The sequence below is a fragment of the Bradyrhizobium sp. CCBAU 45321 genome, from assembly GCF_028128975.1.
In the GTDB taxonomy this organism is placed as follows: Bacteria; Pseudomonadota; Alphaproteobacteria; order Rhizobiales; family Xanthobacteraceae; genus Bradyrhizobium; species Bradyrhizobium yuanmingense.
In genome coordinates this window covers 75,320-90,079 of sequence record NZ_LFKZ01000126.1, presented here as the reverse complement: position 1 = coordinate 90,079, position 14,760 = coordinate 75,320, and the positions used below count along the sequence as shown (strand labels likewise).

Here is a 14,760-nt window from a genome sequence, read left to right as displayed (position 1 = left end):
TTCGCGCGGCGATGGTGGCAGCGAATCGAATGTCCGGATGTCTGATCAACGCGTCGTCCTGTGTGGCTGGGCGCCCTTTTACCGTGATTTCGGGCAAAAGCAGATATCGAATTTGCGTGAAATGTTGCTCAGAGGCTCCTCGCCTCACATATGGCTGTCTTCTTCCTCGACCAGAATCTCGCGCTTGCCGGCATGGTTGGCGGGGCCGACGATGCCCTCCAGTTCCATGCGCTCCATCAGCGATGCGGCGCGGTTGTAGCCGATTTGCAGACGGCGCTGGATGTAGCTGGTCGAGGCCTTGCGATCGCGTTTGACGATCGCAACCGCCTGCTGGAAGAGATCGCCGCCGCCATCGCCGCCCATGCCGGTGGCGTCGAACACGGCACCGTCCTCGTCCTCGGTCGGCTCTTCGGCGGTGACGGCTTCGAGATATTCCGGCTGTCCCTGCGTCTTGAGGTGACGCACCACCTTCTCGACTTCCTCGTCGGAGGCGAACGGTCCGTGCACGCGGCTGATACGGCCGCCGCCCGCCATGTAGAGCATGTCGCCCTGGCCGAGCAGCTGTTCGGCGCCCATCTCGCCCAGAATGGTGCGGCTGTCGATCTTGGAGGTGACCTGGAAGGCGATGCGGGTCGGGAAGTTCGCCTTGATGGTGCCGGTGATGACGTCGACCGACGGACGCTGCGTCGCCAGGATCACGTGCAGGCCGGCGGCGCGCGCCATCTGCGCCAGACGCTGCACCGCGCCTTCGATGTCCTTGCCGGCGACCATCATCAGGTCGGCCATTTCGTCGACGATGATGACGATGTAGGGCAGCGGATCGAGCGAGAGCTTCTCTTCCTCGTAGATCGCCTTGCCGGTTTCCTTGTCGAAGCCGGTATGCACCGTGCGCGTCGGCTCCTCGCCCTTGGCCTTCAATTCGAGCAGGCGCGTGTTGTAACCGTCGATGTTGCGCACACCGAGCTTGGCCATGTTCTTGTAGCGCTCTTCCATCTCGCGCACGGCCCATTTCAGCGCGACCACCGCCTTCTTCGGGTCGGTCACGACAGGCGTGAGCAGATGGGGAATGCCGTCATAGACGGAGAGCTCGAGCATCTTCGGATCGACCATGATCAGGCGGCACTGGTCCGGCCGCAGCCGGTAGACCAGGCTGAGGATCATGGTGTTGATCGCGACCGACTTGCCCGAGCCGGTGGTACCGGCGATCAGCATGTGCGGGGTGCGGGCGAGGTCGATGATGACGGGGTCGCCGCCGATGGTCTTGCCGAGGCAGAGCGGTAGCTTCGCCACCGTGTCGGTCGCCTCCTTCGCCACCAGCAATTCGCGCAAATAGACTTTCTCGCGATGCGCGTTCGGCAGCTCGATGCCGATCGCGTTGCGGCCGGGCACGACGGCGACGCGCGCCGACAGCGCGCTCATCGAGCGGGCGATATCGTCGGCAAGGCCGATCACGCGCGAGGACTTGATGCCGGGCGCCGGCTCCAGCTCGTAGAGCGTAACGACGGGACCGGGATTGGCCTTCACGATCTCGCCGCGCACGCCGAAATCCTGCAGCACGCCTTCGAGCGAACGGGAATTGTTCTCCAGCTCGGCCTTGCTGAGCGGCTGGCGATCGCCGGCCTTCGGTGCGGCCAGCATGGAGACGGACGGGAGGTCGAACTTGTCCGAGGATTTCTTGGAAGCGGGCTTCGGCGCGGCTTTCTTCTTCGGGGCGCGCGCGGCGGGCTCCTCCTCTTCCTCCTCCTCGTCCTCCAATTCGTCTTCGTGCTCGTCCTCGTAGTCCTCGTCTTGAGACTGCGGCGAGATCGACGGCGCCGAGCGGCCGCCGCCGAGATTCGGCTCCTGCCGGCTGAACTGGGCGGCCTTGGTCTTCGGTCCGCTCGAGACCAGCGAGCGGTAGGCGGCACCACACAGCCAGATCAGCCGCGCCTTGGTGCTCATCAATGCATGGAACAGCCAGCCCAGCGAGACCGAACCCCGATCGCTCTCCTCGTCTTCGTCGAGCGGCTTGTCGTCATCGGCGACCTCAGCGGTCTCGTCGTCCTGCTCACGCGCGCCGAGGCCGCAGGCGATCAGGAAGGTCGCGGTCATCGCGGCGAACAGGATCGTGCCCAGCACGATGCGATAGATCGTACCGGCCGGCCCGAAGATCACCGCGGGGGCGCGCACCAGCGCATCGCCGACCACGCCGCCGAGGCCGGTCGGCAGCGGCCAGGCCCCGCCATGCTGAAAGCAACTGACGAAGCCTGCCGCGATCACCGTGCAGAGAATCCAGGAGCCGAGCCGCAGCGCCTCGCGGTCGAACGGCCGATGCGTCATCATGCGCCAGCCCCAGACCGCAACGGTCAGGACCAGCATGATCGCGCCGAGCCCCAGGATCTGCATGGCGAGATCGGCGCCGATCGCGCCGGCATAGCCGAGGATGTTGCGGATCGGCCGCGACGTCGCGTGGCTGAGGCTGGGGTCCTGCACCGACCACGTCATCAGCGCCGTCGCGGCGACGCCCGCCAGCGCGATCAGGCCGAGGCCGGCGAGCTCGCGCATGCGCCGCGCCAGCCCCTCGCGGATCGAGGGCGGCAGATGGCCGACCAGAGGAATGACGCGTTCGATTGCCGACATGCTCACGGGCCCCGCCTAACCCAGAGTCTCGACCAGCCGGTGCAGCGCCTGCGCCGTGGTCTCGCCGTCCTGCACCAGCGCGAGGCGGATATAGCCTGCGCCGGGATTGAATCCGTCAGGCTGCTGTCGCGCTAGGAAGCTGCCGGGCACCACGCGCACGCCGGCTTCCCTGAACAGCTTGAGCGTCACCGACACGTCGTCGCCGATCTCGGAGGTGTTGAGCCAGACGCAGAAGCCGGCATCGGGGCGGCGATAGCCGTAACGATTGCCGATGATCTGGTCGGCGAGGTCGAACTTGATCCGGTACAGCCGCCGATTCTCCTCGACATGCGCCTCGTCGCCATAGGCGACCGTCGCGACATGCTGCAGCGGCACCGGCACCTGGGGCGCTGCGATGTTGCGCAGCTCGAGGAACATGCCGATGAACTTCCTGTCGCCGGCGGCAAAGCCGACGCGCAGGCCCGGCAGGTTGGAGCGCTTCGACAGTGACTGGAACGCGACAACGCGTGTGAAGTCGGGGCCGGCGCATTCCAGCGCGCTGCCGGGTGCCTCGCGGGTGTAGATCTCGGAATAACATTCGTCGCTTAGGATCACGAAGCCGTAGCGGTCGGCGAGCTGCTTCAAGCGTTTGAAATAGCCGGGCCTCGCGACCGAGCCCTGCGGATTGGCGGGCGAAGCCAGGTAGAACGCCACCGTGCGCGCCAGGGTCGCCTCATTGATGGCGTCGAGGTCGGGCAGGAAGCCGTTCTCGACCGTGGTCGGCAGATGGACCGGCTCGCAAGCGGCCGCAAGCGCGCCCGCGCCGTAGACCGGATAGAACGGGTTCGGCATCAGGATCGCGGGCTTGCCCGGACGCGGGCCGACATAGCGCGCGGCCGCGATCGCGGCGAGGAACAGCCCCTCGCGGCTGCCATTGAGGACGAGAATCTCGCTCTCCGGGTCGAGCGGCCGCGGCAGCTTGAACCGCGTCGACAGCCAGGCCCCGGCGGCGTTGCGGAACGGGTCGGTCCCCTTGTTCGCGGGATAACGGCCGAAATCGGCGATGTGCTTGGCCAGCACCGGGCCGACGAAGTCGGGTACGGGATGCTGGGGCTCGCCGACCGCAAGCGAAATCAAGGGCTTGCCCGGCTGATGCGGGGCCAGCAGCTCGTTCAGCCGGACGAAGGGCGAGCGTTCGGAATCGGAGCCATTACCGCCCTGCGGCGCACGGGATGAAGCGGTCAGAGCCATTCGTTGGGCGCCAGTACTCTTGGAACGGCCGGTCGCTACCATAGGCGCCGGCGGGAAGCGGTTCAGTTCACCATAGATAGGGCGAGGTTAAGACGCGATTAACCATCGGCCGCCGCCCGCGTCCAGCGCGGGAAAAATGGGGCGAGATAGGGGCGTGCATGGACGGTCCACCCTCCCCTGGAGGTGCCTGCAGGCGGAGCCATCAAAAGAAAGGGGCTCCAGCTTGCGCTGGAGCCCCTCAACGGTCAGGGCATTGCCGGGTATGTGCCCGAACCGTAGTTGTGGACGCGGTCCCCGAAGCGACCGCGCCCGGGAGGAGACGGTTACATGTTGTAGGCGCGCTCGGTGTGCTCGGTGATGTCGAGGCCTTCACGCTCGCTCTCGACATTGGCGCGGAGGCCAACGATCACATCGACGACCTTGAAGAGGATCGCCGAGCCGATGCCCGACCACACCAGCGTGGTGCAGACGGCCTTGATCTGGGCGAGCATCTGGGTGGCGAAGTCGTAATCGGCGACCTTCGGCGGGATCGCCGAGTAGTCGATGATGCCGGCGCCGCCGAGCGCGGGGTTGACGAGAATGCCGGTGCCGATGGCGCCGACGATGCCGCCGACGCAGTGCACGCCGAACACGTCGAGGGAGTCGTCGTAGCCCAGCGCGTTCTTCACGACGGTGCAGAAGAACAGGCAGACCACGCCGACCACGAGGCCGAGGACGATCGCGCCCATGACGCCGGCAAAGCCGGCCGCAGGCGTGACGGCCACGAGGCCCGCGACGGCGCCGGAGATCACGCCGAGCACCGACGGATGGCCCTTGATGATCCACTCCGCGAACATCCACGACAGCGCAGCGGCCGCGGTGGCGACGAAGGAGTTGGTCATGGCGAGCGCCGCGCCGCCGCTAGCTTCCAGGTTGGAGCCGGCGTTGAAGCCGAACCAGCCGACCCAGAGCAGCGAGGCGCCGATCATCGACATGGTCAGCGAGTGCGGAGCCATTAGTTCCTTGCCGTAACCGACGCGCTTGCCGATCAGCAGAGCGCCGACGAGCCCGGCGATGCCGGCGTTGATGTGCACCACGGTGCCGCCCGCGAAGTCGATCGCGCCCATCTTGAAGATCCAGCCGGCGTCGGCGTTGAGCTCGTCGAGCTTGGCCTGGGCCGCGGTCTTTGCCGCAGCGTCAGTGGCGGCAGCGAGCGCCTTGGCCGCATCCTGGATCAGGTCCGGGCCCTGCCAGTACCAGACCATGTGCGCGATCGGGAAATAGATCAGGGTAACCCAGAGCGGAATGAAGAGCGCGATGGCCGAGAACTTCATGCGCTCGGCGAAGGCGCCGACGATCAGGGCGGGCGTGATCGCCGCGAAGGTCATCTGGAAGCAGACGTAGATGAGTTCGGAGATGTTGGCGTCGACCGAGAAGGTCGCTGCCTTCGTATCGGTGGTGACGCCCATCATGAAGGCCTTGGAGAAGCCGCCGATGAAGTCCGAGCCTCCGGTGAAGGTGAGGCTGTAACCGTACACGGCCCAGATCACGGTGACGACGCAGACGGTGTAGAACACCTGCATCAGGACCGAGAGCATGTTCTTGGAACGGACCAGACCGCCGTAGAACAGCGCGAGGCCGGGGATCGTCATCAACAGCACCAGCACTGTCGATGTCAGCATCCAGGCGTTGTCTCCCTTGTTGACCGTTGGCTCGGCGTAGGCTGCGGTCGCAGCGAACAGGCCGACTGCGAGAGCCGCCAGTCCCGCGCCATAGGGACGCTTGAACGTCATATTGTTTACTCCTGCTTGAATAAGGTTGAGCGCGAAATCAGAGGGCCGCGGCATCGGCCTCGCCGGTGCGGATGCGCACCGCGTGGTCGAGGTTGATGACGAAGATCTTGCCGTCGCCGATCTGTCCGGTTTTCGCGGCGGACGTGATGGCGTCGATGGTCTTGTCGACCTGGTCGGAGGCGACAGCGACCTCGATCTTGATCTTGGGCAGGAAGCTCACGGCATATTCGGCGCCGCGATAGATTTCCGTATGGCCCTTCTGGCGGCCATACCCCTTGACTTCCGTCACCGTGAGACCGTGAACGCCGATGGCGGTCAGGGCGTCACGGACTTCTTCAAGCTTGAATGGCTTGATGATCGCCATAACAATTTTCATGGGTCCTATCCCCGCTTGGGCCCGGTCCGGACGTGGCCGGGCGTTCTCGACTGGTTCGCCACGAGGGAGAAGTTTCACTACGCGGGCACAGCCGGACCCCTAGAATCAAATGCCGTGCCAGATCGGGCGCATTGCCTAACGGACTATGAAAACGGGCGTTTTCGCCTTCGGCGGGTGTTGCAATGCAGTGCGCTATTACGTCGCGCTCAAAAGATGGTCACGCCTGCTCAAAACTGCAGCAGGACAGGCTCCCGACACAATGTTGCTCACGTGTCGGGCAGCCGGACGGTATTTGCGTAGCGACAACGCTTATTGCAGCGCTTCACCGTGCTGCGAAATATCCAGTCCCTCAAGCTCGTGCTCACGGGATACGCGCAATGGCACGAACAGGCCGACCAGCTTGAGCAGGATGAAGCTGATGCCCGCTGACCAAGCGAAGGCGACTGCGACCCCATAGAACTGGATCAGGAGCTGTTGCGGATGGCCCTCCAGCAGACCGGCGGTGCCGCCGATGGCGCTGGTCGCGAACACGCCGGCAAGCAGGGTGCCGGTCAGGCCGCCGATGCCGTGGACGCCGAAGACGTCGAGCGAATCGTCGTAGTTGAAGCGGTGCTTCAGCCAGGTACAGGCCCAATAGCAGAGCGCACCGGCGATGATGCCGATGACGATGCCGTGCCATGGCGCGACGAAGCCCGAGGCAGGCGTGATGGTGCCGAGACCTGCGACCGCGCCGGAGATCATGCCGAGCACCGAGGGCTTGCGCCGCGTCGACCATTCGATCGCGCCCCAGGTCAGCGCGCCGGCGCAGGCGGCCAGATGGGTGGCGATGATCGCCATCACCGCGCGCGAATTGGCCGCGCCCGCCGAGCCGCCGTTGAAGCCGAACCAGCCGACCCACAACAGGCCGGTGCCCATCACCGCGAGCGACAGATCGAACGGCGCGAGATTCTCGGTGCCGTAGCCGTGACGGCGTCCCATCACCTTGGCTGCAACGAGGCCGCCGGTGCCGGCCGACAGATGCACGACGAGACCGCCGGCGAAATCGAGCACGCCCATGCTGGCGAGGAAGCCGCCGCCCCACACCCAATGCGCCAGCGGAATGTAGACGAAGATGAACCAGGCGACCGAGAACAGCAGATAGGCGGAGAACCGCATGCGGTCGGCGACCGAGCCCGCGACCAGCGCCACCGTGATGATGGCAAACGTCATCTGGTACAGCATGAACAGTGATTCCGGGATCGTCTTCGCCGCGGGGTTGACGCTGTCCATGGTCATGCCGGCGAGAAACCAGCGATCGAGCGTGCCGATCCAGGGGCCGTCGCCGACGAAGCACAGCGAGTAGCCGAACGCCACCCAGAGAATGGAGATCAGCGTCACCGCGGCCAGACTCTGCGCCATGGTGGCGAGCACGTTCTTCTTGCGCACCATGCCGGAATAGAACAGCGCAAGCCCCGGGATCGTCATCATCAGCACCAGCGCTGTCGCGACGATCATCCAGGCGGTGTCGGCGGTGCTGATCTCGTTTGCCGCGTGCGCCGGCGCAGCTAGGATGGACACAAATCCGATTGGCGCAGCCATGGCAGCTGCGCGGCGCGACAATCCCGCCATATCGTTCCCCCCGGCATCAATTGGCGTCGCACATCGTGGCGTATTTGCCCGGTGCGATCGAAGCAGTCGTGTCAAAGCGTTTTCGAGCGAAGTGGATACTGGTTCGCGTGAAGAAAACGCGTCAAAACAAAAAGTCAGAGCGCGTCGCTGTCGGTCTCGCCGGTGCGGATGCGCAGCGCGTGGTCGATCGGCGTGACGAAGATCTTGCCGTCGCCGATCTGGCCGGTGCGCGCCGTCGCGGTGATCACGGCGACCGCTTTGTCGGCGACGTCGGAAGCGACCGCGATCTCGATGCGCAGCTTCGGCAGGAAGTTCACGACATATTCGGCGCCGCGATAGATCTCGGTGTGGCCCTTCTGCCGGCCATAGCCTTTCACCTCGGTCACGGTCATGCCGTGCACGCCGATCGCCGTCAGGGCCTGGCGGACCTCATCGAGCTTGAAGGGTTTGATGATCGCGACGACGAGTTTCATGGTCAGGCCTATTCCCCGGGATGCGCCGCGCCGTATGTCCCCGGCGCTGCGTCAATCTGGCATCTTTCCGGGCAAATGGCACAAAAAAGTTGCAGATTGAAGCGGAAAAACGTTTGGCCAAGAGCGGTCATGTGAACGGCCGCCTCTGTACAGGGCAGCTGTTCATCATTCACAATGCATTTTTGGCATGGATGCGGTGAACCCAGGCGTGAACCGAAGCGTCCCGGCCGGTACATACGTAAGTTCGAGGGGGACGTTCCATGGCGAGTTGGTTTTACGCATCCGAGGGCAAGCAGCAGGGGCCCTTTCCGGAAGGGCAATTCCGCGACCTCGTTGCCCAGGGCGTCGTGCGTCCGGACACCTTGGTCTGGACCGAGGGCATGGCCGGCTGGCAGAAGGCCGCCGAAATTCCCGGCCTGATCGGCGGCGGTGCGCCGCCGATGGTCCCGACGGGCGGAAGTGGCTATGGCGGCACCGCCGGCTATGCAAGCGGTGGATCGCTCTCGGTCGATTTCAGCATCCTCGAATTCACCTGGCGCAGCATCGTCCTGCTGATTGGAATGATCTTCGTCATCCCGGCGCCCTGGGCCTTCGTCTGGTACACCAGATGGATCGTCTCCTGCGTGAACGTCCCCGGGCGGCCGAACCTCGGCTTCACCGGCAATGCGATGACGTTGGTGCCGTGGTATTTCGGCTTCATCGTTCTCGCCATCGCGCTTGGCTTCGTCGGCAGTGAGATCCTGAGCAATCTGCTGTTCATCGTGCAGATCGTGCTCTACTGGCTGCTGATCAAATGGATGGTCGCGAACCTCGCCTCCAACGGGCAGCCGCTGGGCCTCAGCTTCACCGGTTCGGTCTGGGCCTATATCGGCTGGAACCTGCTGTTCGCGATCTCCATCATCACCATCATCGGTTGGGCCTGGGTGGCCGCGGCGCAGATGCGCTGGTTCTGCCGCAACATCGAGGGCACGCGGCGCGAGATCGTCTTCAAGGGCAGCGGTCTCGATATCCTCTGGCGCGGCATCGTGGCCGCCATCCTGATGTGCTTCATCATCCCGATCCCGTGGGTGTACCGCTGGATCATGAACTGGTTCGCCTCGCAGACCGAGCTCGCGCCGCGCGGCTCGCTCGGGGCATGATCTGAACGGCTTCAGGCGCTGCTCGTCGCGCTAGAGCATGATCCGGAAAAGTGTGAAGCGGTTTTCCGAAAGATCATGCTCAAACAATAACCTAAAGCGCGATGACGATTCATCCTAATCGCATCGCGCTTTAGAAGCGATCAGGCCTTCCGTTCGCGCACCGAGCCTTCCTGCGCGACGGAGGCGACCAGCGTGCCGTCCGGCTTGAAGATCGAGCCGCGGGTCAGGCCCCGGCCCGATTGCGCGCTCGGCGAATCCTGCGCGTAGAGCAGCCATTCGTCGGCGCGGAACGGGCGATGGAACCACATCGCGTGGTCGAGACTCGCCGGCATCATGCGCTTGTCGAACAGCGTGCGGCCATAGCGCGCCATGATCGCATCGAGCAGCGAGAAGTCCGAGGCGTAAGCGAGCGCGCACATGTGCAGCGCCGGATCGTCGGGCAGCTTGGCGGCGGTCTTGATCCAGACGTGGATGCGGCCGTCGTCGATCTTCTGGCCGAAATAACGGCCGAGCTCGACCGGGCGCAGCTCGATCGGCCGATCGGATTCGTAGTAGCGGCGGATGAAGTCCGGCATCTCCTTGAACATCGGCTGCTTCGCCACCTCCTCCGCCGTGAGCTTTTCCGGCGGCGGCACGTCCGGCATCTTGTCCTGGTGGTCGAACGCAGTCTCCTCCTCGGCGTGGAACGAGACCATGATCGAGAAGATCGCATTGCCGTGCTGGATCGCGGTGACGCGGCGAGTCGAGTAGCTTTTGCCGTCGCGCAGGCGCTCGACCTGATAGATGATCGGGATCTGCGGATCGCCCGGCAGGATGAAATAGCAATGCAGCGAATGCGGCAGCCGGCCCTCCACGGTGCGGCAGGCCGCGACCATCGCCTGCCCGATCACCTGGCCGCCGAACACCCGCTGCCAGCTCGTCTTCGGGCTGTTGCCGCGGAACAGGTTCACCTCGAGCTGCTCGAGGTCGAGGATCCCGATGAGGTCGATCAGTCCTTTGGACATGATGGTGCTTTCCAGTGATGCCTCATTCCGGGGCGCACGCGGTGCGAACCCGAAATCTCGAGCTGATAAACCTCCGGATTCCGGTACGCGCGTTACGCGCCCCGGAATGACGGAACGAAGGGCTAGCGGTCCTCGTTTCACCGCACTGTTTCGCCCAGCTCAAGTCTGCTAGCAAGACCGAGAATTGTCCGGGAAGCTTTGGTATGTCGGTACAGGGTAGCATTGTCATCGGTGGCGGCGCGTTTGCCGGCCTTGCGCTGGCCTTGGCGCTACGCCAGGGGCTCGGGCCCGAGATCCCAATCGTCGTCGCCGATCCCGCGCTCGGCACGCGGCCGAGCCGCGACCCCCGCGCCACCGCGATCGTCGCCGCCTGCCGCCGCCTGTTCGAGACGATCGGCGCCTGGGACGACGTCCGGGATGAGGCCCAGCCGATCCTCGACATGGTCGTCACCGATTCCAAACTCGAGGACGCCACCCGCCCGGTGTTCCTGAACTTCGCCGGCGATGTCGCGCCGGGCGAGCCGTTCGCCCACATGGTCGAGAATCGCCGCCTGATCGACGCGCTGGTGGTGCGCGCCGAGGCCGAGGGCATCGATCTTCGCGCCACCCCGGTCGCGTCCTACGATGCGCGCACTGACGGCATCGACGTGACGCTCGGCGACGGCAGCGTGATCGCGGCGGGCCTCTTGGTCGCCGCCGATGGCGCGCGGTCGAAGCTGCGCGAGCGCGCCGGCATCGTCACCCATGGCTGGGAGTACGACCAGTCCGGCATCGTCGTCACCGTCGGCCACGAGCGCGATCACGAGGGCCGCGCCGAGGAACACTTCCTGCCGGCCGGCCCGTTCGCGATCCTGCCGCTCACCGGCAAACGCTCCTCGCTGGTGTGGACCGAGCGCCGCACTGAGGCCGCGCGCATCATCGCCCTCAGCGACGAGGAATTCCACGCCGAGCTCGAGCAGCGCTTCGGCCTGCATCTCGGCGAGGTCAAGGTGCTCGACAAGCCGCGGGCGTTTCCGCTGTCTTATTTCGTCGCGCGGTCCTTCATCGCCGAGCGCCTCGCGCTGGTCGGCGACGCCGCCCATGTCATCCACCCCATCGCGGGCCAGGGCCTCAACATGGGCCTGAAGGACGTCGCTGCGCTGGCGGAAGTGGTGGTAGATGCCGCGCGGCTCGGCCTGGATATCGGCGGGGCGGACGTGCTCGAACGCTACCAGCGCTGGCGCCGGTTCGACACGATGGCGATGGGCGTCGCCACCAACTCGCTGAACTTCCTGTTCTCCAACCAGTCGACGCTGTTGCGCACGGTGCGCGACATCGGCCTCGGCCTCGTCGACCGCGCCCCGCCGCTGAAGAACCTCTTCATCCGCCAGGCCGCAGGCCTCACCGGCGAGGTGCCGCGGCTGTTGAAGGGCGAGGCGTTGTAAGGGGCGAATGGTGAGTGGCGAATAGCGAGTAGGTCCATTCGCCATTCGCCACTCCCCACTCGCTGTTATCAATCGATCTTGCGCGCCTCTTCCGGCAGCATGATCGGGATGCCGTCGCGAATGGGATAAGCGAGCTTGGCGCTGCGCGAGATCAGCTCCTGCCGCTCAGAATCGAATTCCAGCGGGCCCTTGGTCAGCGGGCAGACCAGGATCTCCAGCAATTTTGGATCGACGCTGGCTTCGGGACGTTCGTTGGGCGCGTTCATGGAAGTCTCCGGCACTTGCCTGCCTTTAGCATAGAAATTCGCGCCCGCCATCGCGCTTTAGGCGGAGACCATCGCCAGGAGCTCGCCGAGCATCGTCCGCGGCCGTGATTGACGGGCGAGCCCACGCATCCGCGGCCATCTCCAGAGCGTAATCCGCAAACGCGCGCAGCGGGCTTCCGGCGCGACCGGCGCGCGGAACGTGTTAGCCCGAAAGATCAAATTTTCCGGACGGTGTTGACGTGGCGCTAAGCATGCGATCAGGCGCGGCACAAAATTAACGCGAAGGGCGATTAGCCGGTCCAGCATCGACAATATCAACAATATCGACGATGGGGCGAGACTGAATGTTCCGCGTTTTCTCCTGTCTTACGGCCGAGCACGATTGGCGGCTCGTCGTGCTCGCTGCTCTGGTCTGCTTCGTTGCCAGCATCGTCGCGGTCAGCATCTTCCACCGCGCGATCGCAACGCGCGGGAGAACCCGGTGGATCTGGATCGCCATTGCCGGCGCGGCCATCGGATACGGGATCTGGGCTACGCATTTCGTCGCGATGCTCGCCTACGAGCCCGGGGTCTCCACGGGCTACGGCATCGTGTTAACGGCGTCCTCTCTCGCGGCGGCAATGCTGCTGACCTCGGTCGGCTTCGGCGTCGCGGTCGTCACGTCCGGCCGCTGGCGCGCGGCGGCTGGCGGCGTCATCATCGGCGGCGGCATTGCCAGCATGCACTATCTCGGAATGTGGGCGCTCGAAGTGCCGGGCCGAGTCTCCTGGTCCGTGGACCTCGTGCTCCTCTCCATCGTTCTGGGCATGTGTTTCGGCTACGCTGCGCTGGCGGCAGCGCTCACCCGTCAGGGTTATAGCGGCACGCTGGCAGCCGCCACCCTGCTGACGCTCGCCATCGTGTCGCATCACTTCACGGCCATGGGCGCCGTGAAGATCACACCGGATCCGGCGCTCGCGACCGATACGCTTTCGCTGTCTCCGGCCTTCCTCGCGCTCGCCATCGCCGGCGTCGCATTGTCCGTGCTGGGCATGAGCCTGATCGGCGTGCTGGCCGATCGTCGTCTGGCGACCAGAACTGCCAGGTTCGAGGAGATCATCAGCCAGCTCTCCATCGCCCGGCAGCAGCTCGAAGGGTCGCAGAACGAGCTCAAGGAGCAGAAGCTGAGGCTGGACACGGCCATCAACCACATGGTCGAAGGCCTTTGCATGTTCGACGCCGAGAAGCGGCTCGTCATCTGCAACGAGCGTTACGCCCGGTTGTACCGGCTGCCCCCGGAATTGCTGCGTGCGGGAACTCCGCACCGCGACATCATCAGACATCGCGTCACGAGCGGCGTACTCGAAGGCGAGGCCAGCGATTTCGCCGCCGAACGGCAGATCGCCAGGCTCGATGCGCTGCCGATCCATGTCGTTTCGAGCCGCATCGATGCGTTTGCCGATGGGCGGCTGATCTGCGTGACGCGGCAGCCGATGGCCGGCGGCGGCTGGGTGGCTACGCATCTGGATGTCACCGAGCAACGCCGGTCCGAAGCGAAGATCACCTACATGGCGGAACACGATGCGCTCACCGAGTTGCCGAACCGCGTGCTGCTCAAGGCGCGTCTGGAGCCCGCTCTTGCCGATACGCGTGGCGGAAACCTACATTTGGCGGTTCTCTTGCTCGATCTCGACCGCTTCAAGGAGGTCAACGACACGCTCGGACATCCGGCGGGCGACCTGCTGCTGCGCTCGGTCGCGGCGCGCTTGCTGGACTGCGTCAGGGAAACGACGTTCGTCGCCCGACTGGGCGGCGACGAATTCGCAATCGTCGACTACGTGACCAATCCGGCTGCGGACGCGGCCTCTCTCGCCGAGACGATCCATGGCGCGCTCAGCGAGCCGTTCGATCTCGGCGATCATCAGGTCGTCGTAGGCACCAGCATCGGGATCGCCCTTGCGCCCCGAGACGGCGCCGATTCCGACACGATCCTCAGGAGCGCAGATCTTGCCCTCTACTCGGCCAAGAGCGGCGGACGTGGCGCATTCCGCTTCTTCGAGCCGGAGCTGGACCGGCTCCTGCAGGCGCGCCGCAACCTGGAGCGGGATTTGCGGAAGGCGCTTGCGAGGAGCGAATTCGAACTCCACTACCAGCCGTTCGTCAATTTGAAGAGCGGCGAGACCTGTGGCTTCGAGGCGTTGCTGCGTTGGCATCATCCCGAGCGCGGTCTGGTCTCGCCCGGCGAATTCATTCCCGTCGCAGAGGAAACCGGCTTGATCCTGCCGCTGGGGGATTGGGTGTTGAGAACCGCCTGTGCCGAAGCGGCGAAATGGCGTTCCGACTTGAAGATCGCGGTCAATCTGTCTCCAGCGCAATTCAGGAGCAAGGAGCTCGTGTCGACGATCGTGGGCGCACTGGCGGCTTCGGGGATCGCTTCAGATCGGCTCGAGCTCGAGGTCACCGAAACCGTCATCATGCACGACAGCGGGATCGTATTCGCAGCACTCAGCCAGCTTCGCGAGCTCGGAGTGCGGATTGCCCTCGACGATTTCGGCACCGGCTATTCGTCGCTCAGCTTTCTGCAGAAGTTTCCATTCGACAAGATCAAGATCGATCGCAGCTTCGTCAGCGAGCTGTCCAATCCGATGGAGGAGCCCCATCGCATCGCGCGGGCCGTGGTCCAGTTCGCCACGAGTCTCGGCAAGACGTCCACCGCCGAAGGCGTCGAAACCGCCGAGCAGCTGGAGGTCCTGCGCCAAGAGGGCTGCGTCGAGGCGCAGGGCTTCCACCTCAGCCCGCCGGTACGGGCCTCGACGATCGCGCGGCTTGCGGATCGAAGGGCCGAGGCCGGCGAGTTTGCCGCTTAGCTC

The 14,760-nt window shown here is 65.0% G+C and carries 11 protein-coding genes; 3 read left to right on the top strand and 8 right to left on the bottom strand.

The genetic code is table 11. The features are described 5' to 3' along the window. Window positions 1-144: 144 nt before the first annotated feature. From ACM43_RS23800 to ACM43_RS23775, 6 genes are all read right to left on the bottom strand, one after another. On the bottom strand, window positions 145-2,625 hold the full coding sequence (locus ACM43_RS23800) for a DNA translocase FtsK (protein WP_271543210.1): 2,481 nt from the start codon (window positions 2,623-2,625) through the stop codon (window positions 145-147). Between the two features lie 9 nt (window positions 2,626-2,634). Further along, the gene (locus tag ACM43_RS23795; protein ID WP_271543208.1) at window positions 2,635-3,849 is read right to left on the bottom strand and encodes an aminotransferase class I/II-fold pyridoxal phosphate-dependent enzyme; all 1,215 of its coding nucleotides are present in this window, start codon (window positions 3,847-3,849) and stop codon (window positions 2,635-2,637) included. 323 nt (window positions 3,850-4,172) lie between these two features. Then, window positions 4,173-5,621: an ammonium transporter gene (locus ACM43_RS23790; protein WP_157285148.1), complete on the bottom strand. Its 1,449-nt coding sequence runs from the start codon at window positions 5,619-5,621 to the stop codon at window positions 4,173-4,175. A 37-nt stretch (window positions 5,622-5,658) separates the two neighbouring features. Beyond that, on the bottom strand, window positions 5,659-5,997 hold the full coding sequence (locus ACM43_RS23785; protein WP_008142813.1) for a P-II family nitrogen regulator: 339 nt from the start codon (window positions 5,995-5,997) through the stop codon (window positions 5,659-5,661). Window positions 5,998-6,306: 309 nt separating this feature from the next. Continuing rightward, a complete protein-coding gene (locus ACM43_RS23780; RefSeq protein ID WP_271543206.1) occupies window positions 6,307-7,605 on the bottom strand; it encodes an ammonium transporter in 1,299 nt (432 codons plus the stop codon). A gap of 134 nt (window positions 7,606-7,739) precedes the next feature. Beyond that, the gene (locus tag ACM43_RS23775; RefSeq protein ID WP_008142802.1) at window positions 7,740-8,078 is read right to left on the bottom strand and encodes a P-II family nitrogen regulator; all 339 of its coding nucleotides are present in this window, start codon (window positions 8,076-8,078) and stop codon (window positions 7,740-7,742) included. 260 nt (window positions 8,079-8,338) lie between these two features. On the opposite strand from ACM43_RS23775, the gene ACM43_RS23770 reads away from it, so the two are divergent. Next, window positions 8,339-9,217 carry a DUF4339 domain-containing protein gene (locus tag ACM43_RS23770; protein ID WP_271543204.1) on the top strand — a complete coding sequence of 293 codons (879 nt, stop codon included), beginning with the start codon at window positions 8,339-8,341 and terminating at the stop codon, window positions 9,215-9,217. Window positions 9,218-9,357: 140 nt separating this feature from the next. On the opposite strand, the gene tesB is transcribed toward ACM43_RS23770, so the two are convergent. Beyond that, window positions 9,358-10,221, bottom strand: coding sequence for an acyl-CoA thioesterase II (tesB, locus tag ACM43_RS23765; protein ID WP_036003028.1), 864 nt, complete (start codon window positions 10,219-10,221; stop codon window positions 9,358-9,360). 203 nt (window positions 10,222-10,424) lie between these two features. Between tesB and ACM43_RS23760 the strand changes: the two genes are divergently transcribed. Continuing rightward, window positions 10,425-11,645 carry a ubiquinone biosynthesis hydroxylase gene (locus tag ACM43_RS23760; RefSeq protein ID WP_271543200.1) on the top strand — a complete coding sequence of 407 codons (1,221 nt, stop codon included), beginning with the start codon at window positions 10,425-10,427 and terminating at the stop codon, window positions 11,643-11,645. A 68-nt stretch (window positions 11,646-11,713) separates the two neighbouring features. Here ACM43_RS23760 and ACM43_RS23755 read toward each other — a convergent pair whose 3' ends face one another. Beyond that, on the bottom strand, window positions 11,714-11,911 hold the full coding sequence (locus ACM43_RS23755; RefSeq protein ID WP_271543198.1) for a Trm112 family protein: 198 nt from the start codon (window positions 11,909-11,911) through the stop codon (window positions 11,714-11,716). 344 nt (window positions 11,912-12,255) lie between these two features. On the opposite strand from ACM43_RS23755, the gene ACM43_RS23750 reads away from it, so the two are divergent. Continuing rightward, a complete protein-coding gene (locus tag ACM43_RS23750; RefSeq protein ID WP_271543196.1) occupies window positions 12,256-14,757 on the top strand; it encodes an EAL domain-containing protein in 2,502 nt (833 codons plus the stop codon). The last annotated feature ends 3 nt before the right edge of the window (window positions 14,758-14,760 follow it).